The organism is Peribacillus psychrosaccharolyticus ATCC 23296 (genome assembly GCF_000305495.1).
Classification (GTDB): domain Bacteria; phylum Bacillota; class Bacilli; order Bacillales; family DSM-1321; genus Peribacillus; species Peribacillus psychrosaccharolyticus.
This window is the reverse complement of sequence record NZ_AJTN02000028.1, coordinates 1-15,507: the sequence shown is the minus strand read 5'-3', so window position 1 is coordinate 15,507 and position 15,507 is coordinate 1. Positions and strand designations below refer to the sequence as shown.

The window sequence follows — 15,507 nt, the reverse complement described above, 5'->3', positions numbered from 1 at the left end:
CATAATAGCTAAGTGGGTAAAAAATGTATTTGAATATTATGTAAACTGGATTGTGATGGTCACTGTGATACTCTTTCTTGATCCGTATCTTGATAGAATCCCTAAATGGATTGCTATATTATTTATTATCTTTCTAGTTATTAGCACGGACATGATTTTATCTAAAATTAAATTTTTTCAGAAATCTGTATCGAAAAAAGTAAGATGGCCGATTATGATCACAATTTTTATCTTAATATTTGTTTTAAATAATTACTTTTCAAGGTAGCTATTGTTTTTGGAACTAAAGGGGCGTTTAGTTGAACAAAGATCATTTTAAAAACGATAGTGTTTATTTCTTAATTATAATAAAATTCACTAATTTTAAAAAATAACAAGGAGATTATATCCTTGAGGCTCCCAATATATCAGATTGATGCGTTTACAAATGAACAATTTAAAGGAAATTCCGCAGCAGTATGTCCATTAACTAAATGGATAAAAGATGATTTAATGCAGAAGATTGCAATAGAAATTAATTTATCAGAAACTGCCTTTTTTGTTAAAAAGGATAATGAATATGAGTTGAGATGGTTCACTCCAAAAGGAGAAGTTGACTTATGCGGTCATGCAACATTAGCCTCTGCTTATGTAATATGTACATATTTAGATGAAAATACAAGGAGTATAAAGTTTAATACAAAGAGTGGACTCATAGAAGTATCTAAGGATGGCGGCCTATTTACATTAGTCTTTCCTTCTAGAGAAGGTGAAGAATGCGATTCTCCAGAAGCACTTATTAAAGGTTTAGGTAAAGTACCTAAAGAGGTTTATAGGTCAAGAGATTATATGGCAGTTTTTGATACAGAGCAGGATATTTTGAATCTTGAACTAAATATGGATGAACTAAAAAAACTTGATGGTTTTGGTGTAATAGTAACAGCTAAAGGAAAAGAAGTGGATTTCGTCTCAAGAATTTTTGCGCCAAAGGCAGGAGTAGATGAGGACCCAGTTACTGGTTCTGCTCATTGTACGTTAGTTCCATGATGGAAGAATAAATTGAATAAGACAGAATTTGTTGCAATGCAATTATCAGAAAGAGGAGGAAAGATTTATTGTACTGATTTAGGCGATAAAGTAAAAATGTCTGGTGAAGCCGTAGCTTATTTAGAAGGATATATAAATGTTTAGGTAAACTATAATCTAGAGGGTGTTTTTTATGAATCGAGGAATTAGCTTTGAAAGTCCAAATGAATATGGCACCATACTTGGAGAAGTGCTAAAGCCGATAGATACAGCTATTTTCAAATGGCGAATTGGTAACGGTGAGTCATATATAGTAGTTGATGATGAATTAGATGAAGCGCTATTCTCAGAAGATAAAAAAGACAATTGAAGGTACAGAACTCAAAAAACTATAAGAAAACAATAAGTATTATATTGTTTTCGCTGACTTACAAGCATATCCAAAAGGTGAATTTTTTGAGATTGAGACCTATGAGAATTTTATTGAAAGCAAATGTGAGCTTGTTCTATTAGTGGTCGATAGCTGTTATTTCACAATTTATTGCAGAAATAAGGAAACAATCGAATTACTATACAAGAATGCAACAGACTGTGGATTTGAAGATATTAAATATATTACTGATGAAAATGATACAAGAACAAGGCTATCTGCGTGGTAATGACAAAAAAGACCTTTCATAAAGGTCTTTAAGAACAACATTATGGTTTAACATTGCTTATTTTTAAAGAAATTCATTCAATTATTTCAATTTGATTACCTTCAGGTCCCAATATACAGCTTTCATAATAACCATCACCTGTTGTACGAGGACCACTTACTATTTCATATCCATCTTGTTCTAGTTGATTTGTCAATGCGTCTACCTTTTCTTTGCTGCCTACGCTAAATGCTAAATGTATGTATCCAGTTTTCATTAGTGGTTTTTCGGAAGAAACCAGATCAGGACGCGTCATTATCTCAAGTCTTGTACTATCTTTGAAGGATAAGAAATAAGTCTCTAGTCCAGTTTTTTTATTATGGTATTTAGTATTTGCTGAAGCATCGAAAAACTTTACAAAAAAATCTTTTGTAGCTTCTAAGTCATTTACATACATGGCAATATGTTCTATTCTCATTTTTATCCCCTCGCATTCCTCTGTAAAAATATAATCACACCATTTAATTAAGCAGATAGAAACTCTCTATTCCTTCTTTTTAACTTCAAATACCAGTTTTCATTCTCTTCTTTACATGATCTAGCTCTCTGTTACGTCTTGAAATAGGGCAACCTAATTTCTCCGCAAAATTATACAAAAAAATAGGAAACTCTTTCTCCAGAATGGTTCCCTATCATTTCAATATGATGTTTATGCTTGCTCTCCATTTTCATAGTTCAATTGCCAACTGATTCCAAATTGATCTGTGAGTGTACCATAAAGTTTGCTCCAGAATGTTTCTTGCAGTTCCATATCAATTTTGCCATTTTCACTCAATTTAGTGAAAATGGATTTAATTTCATCCATGCTACTACTATTTAACACGATGCTTATGTTGTTTCCTTTAGTAAAAGACATGTCAGGTAAAACGTCAGAAAACATAATAGTACTTCCATTAATGTTAAGGCTTGTGTTCATCACTAACTGTTTTGCTTCTTCAGGCAGGGGGTAATCTGGATTGGGCGGGAGATCACCATAAGTCATGAGATGGGGATTTTCTGTCTCGAATACTTTTGCATAAAACGCTGTTGCTTCACGACAGTTTCCATTAAAATTAATATAAACAGTAACAGACATTGTTCCACTCCTTTGTATTTAGAGATCCCTATATGTTCACTAGTAAGTATATCAAGTAATCTTATTTATTCAAAAAATTTCCAATTAAACTTTTTAAAAAATTTGATTCTATAAAGACACGATAAGGGGAAGTAAAGATGCCTGTTATACAATATGAAATTCACATAAATGCACCTATAAATCAGTGCTTTGACCTCGCCAGGGATGTCATGATTCATACAGAGACTACCTCTAAAACAAAAGAAAAAATAGTTAGCGGCGTTCAGGAGGGACTAATGGAAGAAGGAGATACGGTCACATGGGAAGCTATTCATTTTGGAGTTAAACAACGATTAACAGCACAGATTGTCGAGCTGCATAAACCTCATAAATTTGTGGATGTAATGGTGAAAGGAGCTTTCCATTCCTTTACACATACACATGAGTTTAGAGAAAGTGAGAAAGGGACTGTAATGAAAGATACGTTCTCTTATCAATCTCCATTTGGCATACTTGGGAAATTAGCTAATCAATTATTTCTAGAACGATATATGACACAGTTTATTGTTGTACGGGCAAATGAAATAAAAAGGATTGCTGAGAAGAAGTAATCCTTTTTAAAAAATGCGATTTATCTGCTCAATTTACATGACATCTTTTTTTACGATTCTCAAGAGTTGTTCTGCTTGTTCTGAGGTTCCACCTTCAGATAATCTTGCACCTGCAATAATCGGGGCCCATTGAAAAATTTCGTCCTTTGAGCAACCGCTTTTCTCACAATATAGCAGCAAATACATATCCGCTAAATACATAGAAAACTGTGAATACAGAAGGTATGTCCGATAAACATCGGCGCGTACATCACCTGCGCTAGAATCTACCCAATCGATGATGGTGACATCATTACCTGATATTATTAGGTTAAACGGGTGGAAATCGCCGTGACAGAGTCTTTTTTCAAATGTCATCTCATCCAGCTTTTTAAGTAAGTGTGACTTATATCGTTGATCTAGAATATGGGCAGATTGAATCTGACGATGTAGCTTCTCAGACATTGGCTCAAGTGAATCCGCCTTCACCAGATGGATTTTTCGTTGACTATCAACAAAAAGATCCATGTAATATCCTAATTTTCTTTATTTTCAGATAATAATTCTCCTAAGGTTTTTCCCTCGACATATTCCATAATGATTGCTTGTTTCCCATTAATCTTCGTTACATCTAATACGTTTGGAACGGAAAGTCCACACGAATAAGCAAAGCTTTGCTTATTCGCTTCATAAACCGATTCGGTATCAGGCAAATAGTCATTAAATAGTTTGATAATCTTGTTTTTATATAGAAAGATTTTTGCTGTATTTCCCATTGCTATTGGATTTCCTAGCTTCATTTGCCACTCTCCATAAGCTAAAACCCTGCCATCAGCAGGATTTCGTTTGTTTTTATATCAACCATCTTGGAGGGTTACTTATAAACCTCTGCAAATTTCTTTATTAATTCTTCTTCAGAAATGAATAATTTCCCTTTCATATCTACCGTTTGAAGGACATAACTTTTTATTCCTATGAATTCTGACTCTGCAATAATAAAGAAATTCATCCCTTTTTTATAAAGCGGGGGATAGTCTACTTTTAGTCGTAATCGTTTCATCGTATTCACCCTGAGTTGAGAATTGCGTACATTGCTGATTATTTCCTACTATTAATATGATGTTACTAAAAAGAGAAAAATAATGCAATGACAGTTCCCTTACTAGCAGCACTTCTATTAAACAATAATACTTCTCATTTTAGAAGTCGTTTAATCGATGGTATACTATGTCCAACTCAATTAATTGAGCCCATAGAAATAGACTAGTTTTTAAAAGGAGACGAGGTAACATGACGAGTATGAGCAGAGAAGAGAATGGGTATTTTGGTGAATTCGGTGGCAGTTATGTACCGGAAGCACTTCAACAAGTAATGGACGTTCTTGAAGAACAATTTTATAAATTTAAAGATGATCGAGCGTTCAATGAGGAGTTACAATTCTATTTAAAAGAGTATGTTGGCCGGGAAAATCCGTTAACATTTGCAGAAAATCTAACTAAACAAATTGGCGGAGCCAAAATCTATTTAAAACGTGAAGATCTAAATCATACAGGGGCACATAAGATTAACAACGCTATTGGACAAATTCTATTAGCAAAACGCCTCGGCGCAAAACGAATTATTGCTGAAACAGGAGCAGGACAGCATGGGGTAGCAACAGCAACAGCAGGAGCCATGTTTGGACTGCCTGTGACCATTTATATGGGATCTGTAGATTGTGAGAGACAAGCATTAAACGTGTTTAGAATGGAACTCCTTGGTGCGAAAGTGGTTCCGGTTACGAAAGGTCAGGGAAGACTAAAAGATGCAGTGGAAGAAGCTTTAGGTGACTTAATCCAAAACCATGAGGACACTTTTTATCTTTTAGGTTCAGCAGTTGGACCTCATCCATACCCAACAATGGTTAAACATTTCCAGTCTATTATAAGTGAAGAATCTAAACGACAAATTATTGAAAAAGAAGGCAAACTGCCAACTGCTGTAGTCGCTTGTACAGGTGGAGGAAGCAACGCCATTGGAGCGTTCGCTCATTACCTAGATGAAGATGTCCGCCTAATTGGTGTGGAACCCGTTGAAGCTGCTACTATGTCGGAGGGAGTACCAGCTGTTTTACATGGGTTTAAATGTTTGACGCTGCTCGATGAAAAAGGAGAGCCTAGACCTACGTATTCCATTGCAGCTGGTTTAGACTATCCAGGTGTAGGGCCTGAACACAGCCAATTAAAGGTCAGCGGCCGAGCAGAATATGTGACGGCAAGCGGCCAGGAAGCACTTGAAGCCTTCCAATTACTTTCAAAGATTGAGGGGATTATCCCAGCTTTAGAAAGTTCACATGCAGTGGCTCATGCTATCAAATTAGCAAAGGAACTATCAGAAGAAGACATCATCATCGTTAATCTATCAGGGCGCGGTGACAAAGATGTTGAACAAGTCTATAAGATGTTATCTAGTAAGTAAAAATGATATAAAGGAATCCATTTTGATTTTAAAATGGATTTCTTTTTTCGGAAGGACCAGCCACCTAAGTTGCTTTACAAAGTAATAAGTTAATAGTTATTACTCTAGTTTTTTGATAAAGTATGTGTATACATATTAGAGATAATGAGGGAACAGATGAAGCGAAAACGAAAGAAATTAAAACCTATAATCAAATTGGTCATTTTGGTATGTGGATTTTTACTCATTAAGCAGTTCTTGCAGTCGCCAGTAACTACTGAACAAATCTCCACATCCGTGCGGTCGCCGGACCCCTATTCAAACGTGAAAAAGTATAGTACACAAATAAATGATGAATTAGCTAAATATGGTTTGGAAGAATACACGGTCACATTAATTGCCTTGATGCAGCAAGAAAGCCGCGGACAGGGTGGAGATCCCATGCAATCGTCTGAATCAGCAGGACTCGCCCCTAATACGATCAACGAACCTTCTGAGAGTATCGAACAAGGAGTGAAACATTTTAAACGAATGATTGAACATGGAAAGAAAAAGGACGTTGATTTCCCGACAATCCTTCAGTCTTATAATATGGGGATCGGTTATATTAATTTTATCGCCAAATCAGGAGGCAAACATACCGAAGACTTAGCAAAGCAATTCTCGAAGCTGCAAGTGGAAAAAAATCCAACGCTTTATGATTGTGGAGGCAACAAGGAAAATTTCCGCTATCCCTATTGCTACGGTGACTATACTTACAGTTCTAAGGTCGCAAGTAATATTGATGCCCTTTCAGATAGTGTTCCTGCGCTTGGAGATAAAGAGCAAACAGGTGAGGCGTTTTAACATTCTCAGCTGTTTTTTCTTTTTGAAAATATGAGTGAATTTTTGGAGGATGGCAGCTAAATGTATAAAACAATTGGAATCTTAGCCCATGTAGACGCTGGTAAAACAACGTTTGCTGAACAGCTTTTATTTTATACAAACAGTATTAAACAACGAGGGCGCGTAGATCATCAAGATGCTTTCCTCGATAGCCATCAAATAGAAAGAGAGCGTGGAATTACCGTATTCGCGGATCAGGCTATGTTTTCGTACCATGATTCGAACTATTATTTAATTGATACACCTGGTCATATAGATTTTTCTCCGGAGATGGAGCGAAGCATTCAGGCCATGGATTATGCAATTATCGTTATTAGTGCCGTGGAAGGAATGGAAGGACATACAGAAACGGTATGGGAGCTTCTTCGTAAACATCAAGTCCCGGTTTTTTTCTTAATAAAATTGATCGAGTCGGTGCCGATGTTAACAAAGTCATCTAAGACATTCAATTGAATTTAACAAAAGATGTCTGTACGATCACTGATTCATTTACAAATGGCGAGATGAATGAGGAGCTCGTTGAATATGTGGCTGAGCGAAGTGACGTCTTATTAGAACACTATATGGAACACGGCTATAACCAAGAATTATGGCTTAACACTTTTCAAGAAATGATTCATGATCAAAATATTATCCTGCTTGCATATGGTTCGGCCCTTCAAGGTGTTGGGATCGAAGAGTTTTTAGAACAATTAGATCTGTTAACGGTCACCGATTATCGAAGTCAGGACCCATTTGCTGGGCGTGTTTATAAAATTTGGCATGATGAAAATGGAACAAGGTTTACGTTTATCAAAGCGTTAAGTGGAACGGTAAAAGTACGAGATGAAATCCAGTATGGTGAAAGGAATACAGCGGAAAAAGTCACACAAATACGTGTGTATAACGGGAGTCATTTTCAACAGGTCAAGCAGGCAGAAGCGGGTCAACTTTTTGCAGTGGCTGGTTTTATCGGAGACATCAGTGGGAGACGGGGTCGGTGCATTAAACGAAAAAACTGCATACGAAATGGTGCCTACCTTGAAGTCGAAAGTTTCCTTCGAACAAACTGTTAGATATCGAAGATCCGTCTTTGGCTGTAACTTGGGAAGAAAGCTTGCAGGAAATTCATCTGCATGTCATGGGAACTATTCAGTTAGAGGTATTGGTTATAGTGGTAAAAGAGCGGTTTAATCTCACTGTTTCTTTTGAAAAGCCAGAGATACTGTATAAAGAAAGTACCCATACAACAGTTTTTGGATATGGCCATTTTGAGCCATTAGGTCATTATGCAGAAGTTCATCTTCACCTCCAACCGGGTGAACGAAACAGCGGGATTACGTTTGAGAACAGATATCATGATGATGATTTGACTGTTGGTCATCAGAATGTTATTGGACAACATCTCTTAGAAAGAGATCATCATGGTCTCTTAACGGGTTCCCCGCTGACTGATATTAAAGTAATGCTTATAACTGGACGTGCTCACAATAAGCATACGTCAGGCGGAGATTTTAGTGAAGCTTCTTTCAGGGCATTGAGACAAGGCTTGGAAAAAGCAGACAACATTCTGCTGGAACCGTATTAATATTCCTGGTCGTGATCATACCGAAATTCCTAACCTTAAATGCATAAAAAAAGTCATTTTCTTTTTAAGAAATGACTTTTTTATCTTCTATGTTTAGTTAATAAAGGTCTTTTTTCTTTCTCTTTATAAGTGGACTTTTAGTTATAGGACAGACTCTGTGTTACATATATCATTACTACCACAGTAACCTATACTTATGTTTTAACGTAGTAATCCTTGACAATAGGGAATTTCTATAACTGTATTTAGCTTATACAATAATGGGAAAGGGGACTTACGATGCTCACCACCCGTGATAAACGAATCCTTGAGGCTTTGACAATTTTTCGTTGTATGACTAGAGACCAAATTAAAAATCTATTTTTCAGAGATCTCAAAAACCCTGTTACAGCAGCAAATTCTGTTTTAAAAAGACTCCGAAGGGATGACTATATAGAAGCAAATACACAATGGAAACCTTATACTTATTTTCTTAATCCTTCAACAGTAAAGAAAAACTCACAAAAAATTAGCCATTATTTAGCCATTGTAGACTTTTATATCGAATTATGTGAATCTGAGAAGCCAACTTTATTCCATGTTGAGCAAAGGTACGGCTCTAATTTTATGCAGCCAGATATCTTTATGGTATGGAAAAACCGTTCATTCTTTGTAGAAATCCAAAGATCTAGGTATACTACCAGGATAATGGAAGAAAAATTGGAACGCTATATAAATTATTTCAGGAATAAAGGTTGGTATTCTCAATCTTCTGAATACGTAGATCAAAACTTGCCTTCTGTTTGGATTGTTTCAAAATCACCATATCATGTAAGCATAGATGGTATTAACATTATTCAAACCTCAAATGTAAAATCATTTTTACAGAGGCTTTTTTCGCACAAAGAATTATAATAAGTTATGTAATATATATATATATGAATGATTGTAGTTATATGCCAAAAAAATGTGAAAAAAATTGCTTGTAATGCCAACTTTTAAGGATTACTACAAAAATCTTGCTAAGTCGTATAAAATCAAATCATAGAGACTTAATAGGAGGGTGTTACGGATTAGTGAACAAAATTAAAGAACTTAGAATAAAACATGGAGATACATTAAAAAATCTAGCTCAAAAAATTAACTATGACTATAGTTATCTTTCTAAAATAGAAAGAGGAATGAATACTCCTTCTTTGCCGTTATTAAAGAAAATTGCTGATGTTTATGAGGTAGATATTACATATCTTATAAAGATTGAGAATAAGTATACCTCTGCTGAGCAAAGGTTTATGCATGATATTGATACTAATTTAGAAGACCTTGCTAAAAAATACAACTTAAGTCTGGATGGGCAAGAAATCACTCCAAAGGAGATGGAGTTTATGATTGAAGTGATCAGAAAACTACGTTTTACATTTCAAAAGGATAAGGACTAATTTATTCATTCCGTATTTCAAAGGGTTTAAACTTTTTTAACATATGAAGTGTATCTTTAAATTCCTCTTTATCTAATGGTACACAGTTTCCCATTACTTCAACAAACTTATTATTATCTATCTGTGGATTTAAAGTTACGACAAAAAATGTATTTGTTCTCTGATTTGGAACACAGTAAAAAACAACTCTTTTTCCTCCCCAAGCTGCTGGATAAATTTCTTTTAATTTAACAGCTAGGTCATCACCTATAAAAGAACAGTTATCGACACTTTTCCCTACAAACTCATCTCTTGTTATGTTGAGTGCCTCGAGTAATGGCGAAGTTACATCTGTATAAATAAACGTATTTCCCTTCCTTATAAAGGCAAACTTCATTTCTCCATGTGAATCTTCGATGAGTTTATCAAAAAGAGAAATCAAATTAATTTTATTTTCCACATCTATCTCTCCCTTGTGCTCTTTTTCTAACTTTATTATAAAGATTCTTAAACTCATTAAGAATTATTATATGTATATTTTGTCTACTATCAAAGTTTTGGCCCTTATTCTTTAAAGGATGGCTACTTTAATGCTAAGACTTTTAAATTCACTTGGTTTTTGGTAGCAATTGTTGGATAATTAACCATAACAAAATATGGACGAAAAAAGAACTCCAACGTGTTTAAGTGGTGGTGGAACACCCTTAAACCGTTTCCCCTAATTGCCCTAGGGTAAACACTTGTCGAAGTTCTTTGTTACTAATAAAGTTATATCACTTATTTTAGTGTATATTACATTCAGTTTCAAGGAAAAAATATTGTTTCTTTCTATTTAGACACAATAAAAAAGACGCTGTTTCCCTTAATTTTTATCGGGATCAGTGTCTTTTTTATTGTCCTCTAAGGAGGAAATACCATGTTAGTAGCAGGAAGAATTGAAAACTTTAAAGACTACAGCAAGTTTAGTAGCATAAAGGAATTTAACAACACGATTGAAATGTTCCTAGCCGAACATAAAAAAGATTTCACTAAAGGAGAACTCGTCGCGTTCAAACGCCTGGTCCGATTCTCCGCAAAATATGCAGGTGTAGCCAACGCCAAGATCGGAACGCTTGTAAAAGCCATCAATGAAAAATTGAATGGGTTTGGGGTAAGCCGATCCACTTTTGAACGGATGCTAAGAAAATCAAAAGATTTAGGTATCGTATCCATCGTATATACGAAGAAATCTAAAGGTGGCATATACGTAAGGATGTTGATTTAGATTCTACTTTTACGGCTTCTTATGTTCCTAAAGAATTTGTCCAGCCATGATGGAAGTTTCTTGGAAAAGTGTTTTCCTTGATACGAAAGCCATTTCACACATAGTCGAACAAGAAATCATTACATATACAGCTATAAACGGCTTTAAACAATCCATTAGAGGCTATAAACGAGGAAAAGTAAAAACCAATCTGGTTCGTTATTTCACAGGTACTTTTAAGAGACTCATGGATCGGACATATTTGGAGCTTCCTTTAGAAGTTTTTTCAAACAATAATTAAGATTTTAAATCTCAATAAACGACCACCAGTACATATTTATTGCATGTTTTAAATACTCTAGGTAGGAATTTTTAAAGTTAAACCGATTTAAATGGCCTTCTTAGGCCTTTTCATCTTTTTCGAGTATTAAAACTAATATAGAAATAAAAACGGCAAAATGATCCGTTTAAAACGTTTTAAGGACCTTCAGAATTTGTATCGTCTTAATTTGCAATAAGGGTTAGTTTTTCCTTATTCTTATTGTAGAGTGGACACAAACTGTGTAGTAACAAAAGGATTCTGAACTGAATATAATCTTTTACAGGACCTAGGAGGGATACTATTGAAAACTTGGGAAATGATTAAACGGTCTGTACAAGGAGATATTTGGTATTCGGAAACTTTAGGTTACTCGATCACTCAAACTTCTAGAGGATTCGTTTCACTAAAATCAAAATTTCATTCAATAAAGGCATCAAGTAACTTTTTGCGAGCCACTGACTGGAAAAAAATCAAGCCTTAATTACATGGCTGGTCTAACATTTAAAACTTATAAAAATGATATTAAATAACAGTATCCTAATAAAAATAGGTTCCATCGAACGGTAAAACTGCACAGTTCGACTAAACAATGTAGACAAAGACTATGAGGAAAGGTGAATGATGAAGGTGAGTCTCTTTGTAGTAATAGATGAAGATAATCTTTACCATGATTGTGTGGGTAGCGTGTTTTCAGAAACTAAAAATCATATCTGGTAAGACTTAGGTGACGATAAAGTGCAGTTTTTTAAAACAGAAGTACAAAGGATTAATTGACGCTACAGTTCGTTTAAACCATGAACGGTTGATGCTATCTCCACCAACAACCTCTAAAATGTTGAGCACCTTTACCATCCGTCAGTTTTAAAACTTCTTGTTCCCAATCTGGCGTATCCACATAGTTGATGACTTCTTTTGCTCCTAACTCTTTTACTCGTTCCCCTTTTACATCACTGCTTGTTGTAAAATTACTCTGGCACCTATAAAATCAAGGTTGATTTACATCATATAGGTCGGGTTCTTTCGGACATTCAGCAGGCACATGGAAACTTTAATCCTCTTGAAACAGAAGGGGGACAAAACAGTTTTGACTGGAAGGGTACCTGTCGCTGCATTTATGGATTACAGCGGTCAGTTAGCTGCTTTTACAAAGGGAAAAGGGACAATAAGCTTGACCTTTGCCGGCTATGATCGCTGTCATAACCCAAAAGAGGTGATTGACCGAATCGGATACAACAAAAATGCTGATCCCGACTATAGCTCATCATCCATCTTCTGTTCGAAAGGACAAGGCTATTCCGTATCGTGGGATGAGGCTGAAGAGAACATGCATGGGTTATAAAAACCAAAGGTCGTCCTGTGTGCTGCAGGAACTGGCTGTATAGTCTTCTAATAGCTTTGGAATACTTGAGTTACATCTATGTTCAACTTTTATCTACTACATACTTGGAGGGTTATTTTGAATAGTCTACATAAAATGAAAGAAATGGGTTCTAGGCAGGTTAGTTTGTACATCATCATAGCCCTTTTTTTTATTACCTCAATTATCTTTGTAAATAATAATTATTCATTCTATGAACGCCCAATAGCCAAGGTTATTAAAACAACCTTGGAAAAAACAACCGAATCGAATGAGATTAACCAAATTAAAGATCAACTATATACCCAGAATATAATAGCTCAAATAAAAAACGGAGAAGAAAGAGGGGAAAATATACAGTTAACGAATGAATATTCCTCATCTGGAGCTTATGATCAAGAATATCAGGTGGGGAATGAATTATTTGTTTCTATTGATCGTGAGAAAAAGTCAACATTAACGGGTACGATAAAAGATGTAAAACGTGATAAGTACGTACTGATTGTCGCATGGGTATTTATCTTAACATTAGTTTTCGTTGGAAAAAAACAAGGTTTATTATCTGTTATAAGTTTGGCAGTCAACGCCATTTTATTATCCTATGCACTGGATATTTATTTAAAAACATCAAATATAAGTTTGGTACTCGTATGCAGTATCAGTATTATCCTATTTACGGTTCTTTCCCTTTTACTCGTTAATGGTTTTAATGAAAAAACCTATGCAGCAATTATCGCAACACTATTGGGTACTTTTGTTTCGTTGTTGATTACCTATCTTGTCATGTGGCTTACTTCTGAAAATGGCCTGCGTTATGAAGAAATGCAATTTATTTCCCGTCCCTATAAAATGGTCTTTATAGCAGGGTTGTTAATAGGATCTTTAGGTGCTGTAATGGATGTTGCGATTACCATGTCTTCTTCGATTTTTTGGCTGTATGAAAAGAATAACGAGATTTCAATAAAAGCACTTAAGACCTCAGGGCTGGAAATTGGAAAAGATATAATGGGCACCATGACCAATATTTTGTTTTTTGCCTACATAAGCGGGACTATTCCAATGATTATTTTATATTTAATGAATTCCTCTGCACTTGGTTTTACTCTTTCTATGAACCTATCTTTGGAATTAGCTCGAGCCCTGGCTGGAGGGATCGGAATCGTCCTAACGATTCCAATCGGTCTTTATATTTCTATATTTTTTGTTAATCGAAAGAGGACCAAATCATGAATATATTATTTGTATTAGCAGCTATTTTATTATTATTAATGTGTATGATTGGCGGAAAAAAAGGAGCCCGTTCCTTTTTTGCTTTATTCTTAAATTTTGGTGTGTTCCTAATCACCATCTTATTTATGACCAATACACGTATTGATCCATATATCATCACACTGAGTGCATGTGCAGTGATCAGTTATATTAATTTGTTCTTTATAAATGAAGTGAACAGTACAACAAAAGCAGCTTTCCTTTCGTCTATAATTACGATTGTTCTTTTACTTCTCTTCATTGTTCTTGTGACGGAAAACACGATGATACAAGGTTTTGGTAAAGAAGAGATAGAAGAGCTTAGCGTCTTCTCCCTTTATATTGGAGTCGATTTTGTTAAAATTGGCGCTTCAGTCATAATTCTGAGTACGATTGGAGCCATTATTGATACAGCCATGGCCATTTCATCCCCGATGAGAGAAATGTTTCTTCACCATCCCACAATAAATAAGAAAGAGTTATTCACATTTGGGATCAACATTGGGAAGGATATTTTAGGAACAAGTACAAATACCTTGTTTTTCGCTTTTTTTGGAGGTTATTTGGCACTGCTGATCTGGTTTAAAGATTTATCCTATTCTTTTGGAGAAATTCTAAACTCGAAAATCTTTAGCGCTGAAATGATTACAATTTTATGTGCAGGAACAGGTGTGGCGCTCATCATCCCAATAACTTCGGTGATTACAGCCTATTTCTTAGTGAATACAAGAGAAAAAGAGAAAATTAACTAGGTTTTAAGGACAAATGTTCAAGAGTAACGATCCAGACAAAAATATGATATCTAGAAGAATAAAAGAACGAAATGGTATAAGTTAAATAACAAGAAAACACCTTCGATAAAGTACATCGTAAACGTACATTATCGAAGGTGTTTTGCGTGGGTAAAATCGTATGTTCAGGTAGGTTAATATTAAAATGTCTTAGCTAGGGGAAGGAACTCATTAACTCTTTCTTGAATAGATAGACAGGAGATTTTTCCATTATAACTTCTAAAAATAGATTCTAGCTTATCGACAACAATGATATTATCTAAAATTAAATAGGGTTGTTTGTCTATCGAATTAGATTGTGGTCTGGAGGTTATGTATGCAAAAAGATAAGAACATTGTAGAGACTGGTCAACCGAATAATAGTATTCAATATCTATCGAACCGTTGGTCAAGTAGAATCAATAACTTTTTAGTTATCTGTATTAATGATCAAAACAGTCTATTACATGATTATAAAAACATATTCAAAAAGCAAAAGAGGAAAGGATCAATTACTGGCTTTCCAATTTTTAAAGATGATTTGAATTATAAGTCATTTGTCATCTGGGATGAGGCATATAAAGAAAATGAAGAGCTGTTTGTTAAACTAAGGCTTGCTGCGAGAAATGAGACCGTTTCACAAATTGCTCAAAGTATTGTTTTTTACCTATTAAAACAATATGAAAAAATTTCATCTAAAAGTCATCCTATTTTAAAAGAGGAGAATTTAATTAAAGACTCGATTTTCCGAATGGAGCAATTGTTAAAAAAGAATACATTTTTGGCGAAACAAACGATTTGGGAGGATTTTTACAGCTGGTTTAGACTTCAAATAAAAGAGTGGGTGCTTGAAGAAATAGCCGTATCTATAGGTTTTGATGAAATGGAAAGACTAGAAGATCAAGAATTAAACGAATTGTTTTATCAATATCTTT

The 15,507-nt window shown here is 34.8% G+C and carries 15 protein-coding genes and 5 pseudogenes; 15 read left to right on the top strand and 5 right to left on the bottom strand.

Features of this window, described 5'->3' with window-relative positions; genetic code table 11:
- The 3 genes and pseudogenes from WYK_RS25425 to WYK_RS03630 all read left to right on the top strand — a co-directional run.
- The coding region (locus WYK_RS25425; RefSeq protein ID WP_040373241.1) for a hypothetical protein at nucleotides 1-268 on the top strand (268 nt) is incomplete at its 5' end.
- A gap of 122 nt (nucleotides 269-390) precedes the next feature.
- Nucleotides 391-1,170 (top strand): annotated as a pseudogene (locus WYK_RS03635) (PhzF family phenazine biosynthesis protein).
- A 28-nt stretch (nucleotides 1,171-1,198) separates the two neighbouring features.
- A pseudogene (locus tag WYK_RS03630) lies at nucleotides 1,199-1,664 on the top strand (DUF2691 family protein).
- Nucleotides 1,665-1,737: 73 nt separating this feature from the next.
- Here the strand turns inward: WYK_RS03630 and WYK_RS03625 are convergent.
- Nucleotides 1,738-2,121: a VOC family protein gene (locus WYK_RS03625; RefSeq protein ID WP_040373240.1), complete on the bottom strand. Its 384-nt coding sequence runs from the start codon at nucleotides 2,119-2,121 to the stop codon at nucleotides 1,738-1,740.
- A 231-nt stretch (nucleotides 2,122-2,352) separates the two neighbouring features.
- Complete coding sequence (locus WYK_RS03620) at nucleotides 2,353-2,778, bottom strand: VOC family protein (RefSeq protein WP_040373239.1); 426 nt, start codon at nucleotides 2,776-2,778, stop codon at nucleotides 2,353-2,355.
- Nucleotides 2,779-2,915: 137 nt separating this feature from the next.
- Here WYK_RS03620 and WYK_RS03615 point away from each other — a divergent pair, with 137 nt between their 5' ends.
- A complete protein-coding gene (locus WYK_RS03615; protein ID WP_040373238.1) occupies nucleotides 2,916-3,368 on the top strand; it encodes an SRPBCC family protein in 453 nt (150 codons plus the stop codon).
- A 33-nt stretch (nucleotides 3,369-3,401) separates the two neighbouring features.
- Here WYK_RS03615 and WYK_RS03610 read toward each other — a convergent pair.
- Together WYK_RS03610 and WYK_RS03605 are read right to left on the bottom strand one after the other, a co-directional pair.
- Nucleotides 3,402-4,147, bottom strand: a pseudogene (locus WYK_RS03610) (phosphotransferase family protein).
- Between the two features lie 74 nt (nucleotides 4,148-4,221).
- Nucleotides 4,222-4,407, bottom strand: coding sequence for a hypothetical protein (locus WYK_RS03605; protein WP_040373237.1), 186 nt, complete (start codon nucleotides 4,405-4,407; stop codon nucleotides 4,222-4,224).
- 230 nt (nucleotides 4,408-4,637) lie between these two features.
- Between WYK_RS03605 and trpB the strand changes: the two genes are divergently transcribed.
- The 5 genes and pseudogenes from trpB to WYK_RS03580 all read left to right on the top strand — a co-directional run bounded on the left by trpB (nucleotide 4,638) and on the right by WYK_RS03580 (nucleotide 9,653).
- Nucleotides 4,638-5,804, top strand: coding sequence for a tryptophan synthase subunit beta (gene trpB / locus WYK_RS03600; RefSeq protein WP_040373236.1), 1,167 nt, complete (start codon nucleotides 4,638-4,640; stop codon nucleotides 5,802-5,804).
- Nucleotides 5,805-5,960: 156 nt separating this feature from the next.
- Nucleotides 5,961-6,629: a lysozyme family protein gene (locus tag WYK_RS03595; RefSeq protein WP_235782428.1), complete on the top strand. Its 669-nt coding sequence runs from the start codon at nucleotides 5,961-5,963 to the stop codon at nucleotides 6,627-6,629.
- Between the two features lie 60 nt (nucleotides 6,630-6,689).
- A pseudogene (locus WYK_RS23685) lies at nucleotides 6,690-8,232 on the top strand (GTP-binding protein); the annotation flags it as partial.
- A 282-nt stretch (nucleotides 8,233-8,514) separates the two neighbouring features.
- A complete protein-coding gene (locus tag WYK_RS03585) occupies nucleotides 8,515-9,129 on the top strand; it encodes a replication-relaxation family protein (protein ID WP_040373234.1) in 615 nt (204 codons plus the stop codon).
- A gap of 161 nt (nucleotides 9,130-9,290) precedes the next feature.
- A complete protein-coding gene (locus tag WYK_RS03580; protein WP_235782427.1) occupies nucleotides 9,291-9,653 on the top strand; it encodes a helix-turn-helix domain-containing protein in 363 nt (120 codons plus the stop codon).
- A gap of 1 nt (nucleotide 9,654) precedes the next feature.
- Here the strand turns inward: WYK_RS03580 and WYK_RS03575 are convergent, their stop codons facing one another.
- The gene (locus tag WYK_RS03575) at nucleotides 9,655-10,092 is read right to left on the bottom strand and encodes a hypothetical protein (protein ID WP_040373233.1); all 438 of its coding nucleotides are present in this window, start codon (nucleotides 10,090-10,092) and stop codon (nucleotides 9,655-9,657) included.
- Between the two features lie 456 nt (nucleotides 10,093-10,548).
- Between WYK_RS03575 and WYK_RS03570 the strand changes: the two genes are divergently transcribed.
- The 6 genes and pseudogenes from WYK_RS03570 to WYK_RS03540 form a co-directional block, all read left to right on the top strand.
- Nucleotides 10,549-10,896 (top strand): hypothetical protein, encoded by a 348-nt coding sequence (locus tag WYK_RS03570; RefSeq protein WP_051387295.1) that lies wholly within the window; start codon nucleotides 10,549-10,551, stop codon nucleotides 10,894-10,896.
- Nucleotides 10,897-10,942: 46 nt separating this feature from the next.
- Entirely contained in the window at nucleotides 10,943-11,176 is a 234-nt protein-coding gene (locus tag WYK_RS03565; protein WP_040373232.1) for a hypothetical protein, read from the top strand.
- A gap of 999 nt (nucleotides 11,177-12,175) precedes the next feature.
- Nucleotides 12,176-12,536, top strand: a pseudogene (locus WYK_RS03555) (elongation factor G); the annotation flags it as partial.
- 135 nt (nucleotides 12,537-12,671) lie between these two features.
- Nucleotides 12,672-13,784, top strand: coding sequence for a YibE/F family protein (locus tag WYK_RS03550; protein ID WP_040373242.1), 1,113 nt, complete (start codon nucleotides 12,672-12,674; stop codon nucleotides 13,782-13,784).
- Entirely contained in the window at nucleotides 13,781-14,554 is a 774-nt protein-coding gene (locus WYK_RS03545; RefSeq protein WP_040373229.1) for a YibE/F family protein, read from the top strand. The genes WYK_RS03550 and WYK_RS03545 overlap by 4 nt, the downstream gene beginning before the upstream one ends.
- 355 nt (nucleotides 14,555-14,909) lie before the next feature.
- Nucleotides 14,910-15,507: hypothetical protein (locus tag WYK_RS03540; protein ID WP_040373228.1), on the top strand; the 598-nt coding region annotated here is incomplete at its 3' end.

Bases quoted from the DNA above. Each gene is read 5' to 3' on its own strand.
- WYK_RS03545 (WP_040373229.1), top strand. From the start codon at position 13,781: ATGAATATATTATTTGTATTAGCAGCTATTTTATTATTATTAATGTGT.
- WYK_RS03585 (WP_040373234.1), top strand. From the start codon at position 8,515: ATGCTCACCACCCGTGATAAACGAATCCTTGAGGCTTTGACAATTTTT.
- trpB (WP_040373236.1), top strand. From the start codon at position 4,638: ATGACGAGTATGAGCAGAGAAGAGAATGGGTATTTTGGTGAATTCGGT.
- WYK_RS03550 (WP_040373242.1), top strand. From the start codon at position 12,672: ATGAAAGAAATGGGTTCTAGGCAGGTTAGTTTGTACATCATCATAGCC.
- WYK_RS03565 (WP_040373232.1), top strand. From the start codon at position 10,943: ATGATGGAAGTTTCTTGGAAAAGTGTTTTCCTTGATACGAAAGCCATT.
- WYK_RS03570 (WP_051387295.1), top strand. From the start codon at position 10,549: ATGTTAGTAGCAGGAAGAATTGAAAACTTTAAAGACTACAGCAAGTTT.
- WYK_RS03615 (WP_040373238.1), top strand. From the start codon at position 2,916: ATGCCTGTTATACAATATGAAATTCACATAAATGCACCTATAAATCAG.
- WYK_RS03620 (WP_040373239.1), bottom strand. From the start codon at position 2,778: ATGTCTGTTACTGTTTATATTAATTTTAATGGAAACTGTCGTGAAGCA.
- WYK_RS03595 (WP_235782428.1), top strand. From the start codon at position 5,961: ATGAAGCGAAAACGAAAGAAATTAAAACCTATAATCAAATTGGTCATT.
- WYK_RS03605 (WP_040373237.1), bottom strand. From the start codon at position 4,407: ATGAAACGATTACGACTAAAAGTAGACTATCCCCCGCTTTATAAAAAA.
- WYK_RS03625 (WP_040373240.1), bottom strand. From the start codon at position 2,121: ATGAGAATAGAACATATTGCCATGTATGTAAATGACTTAGAAGCTACA.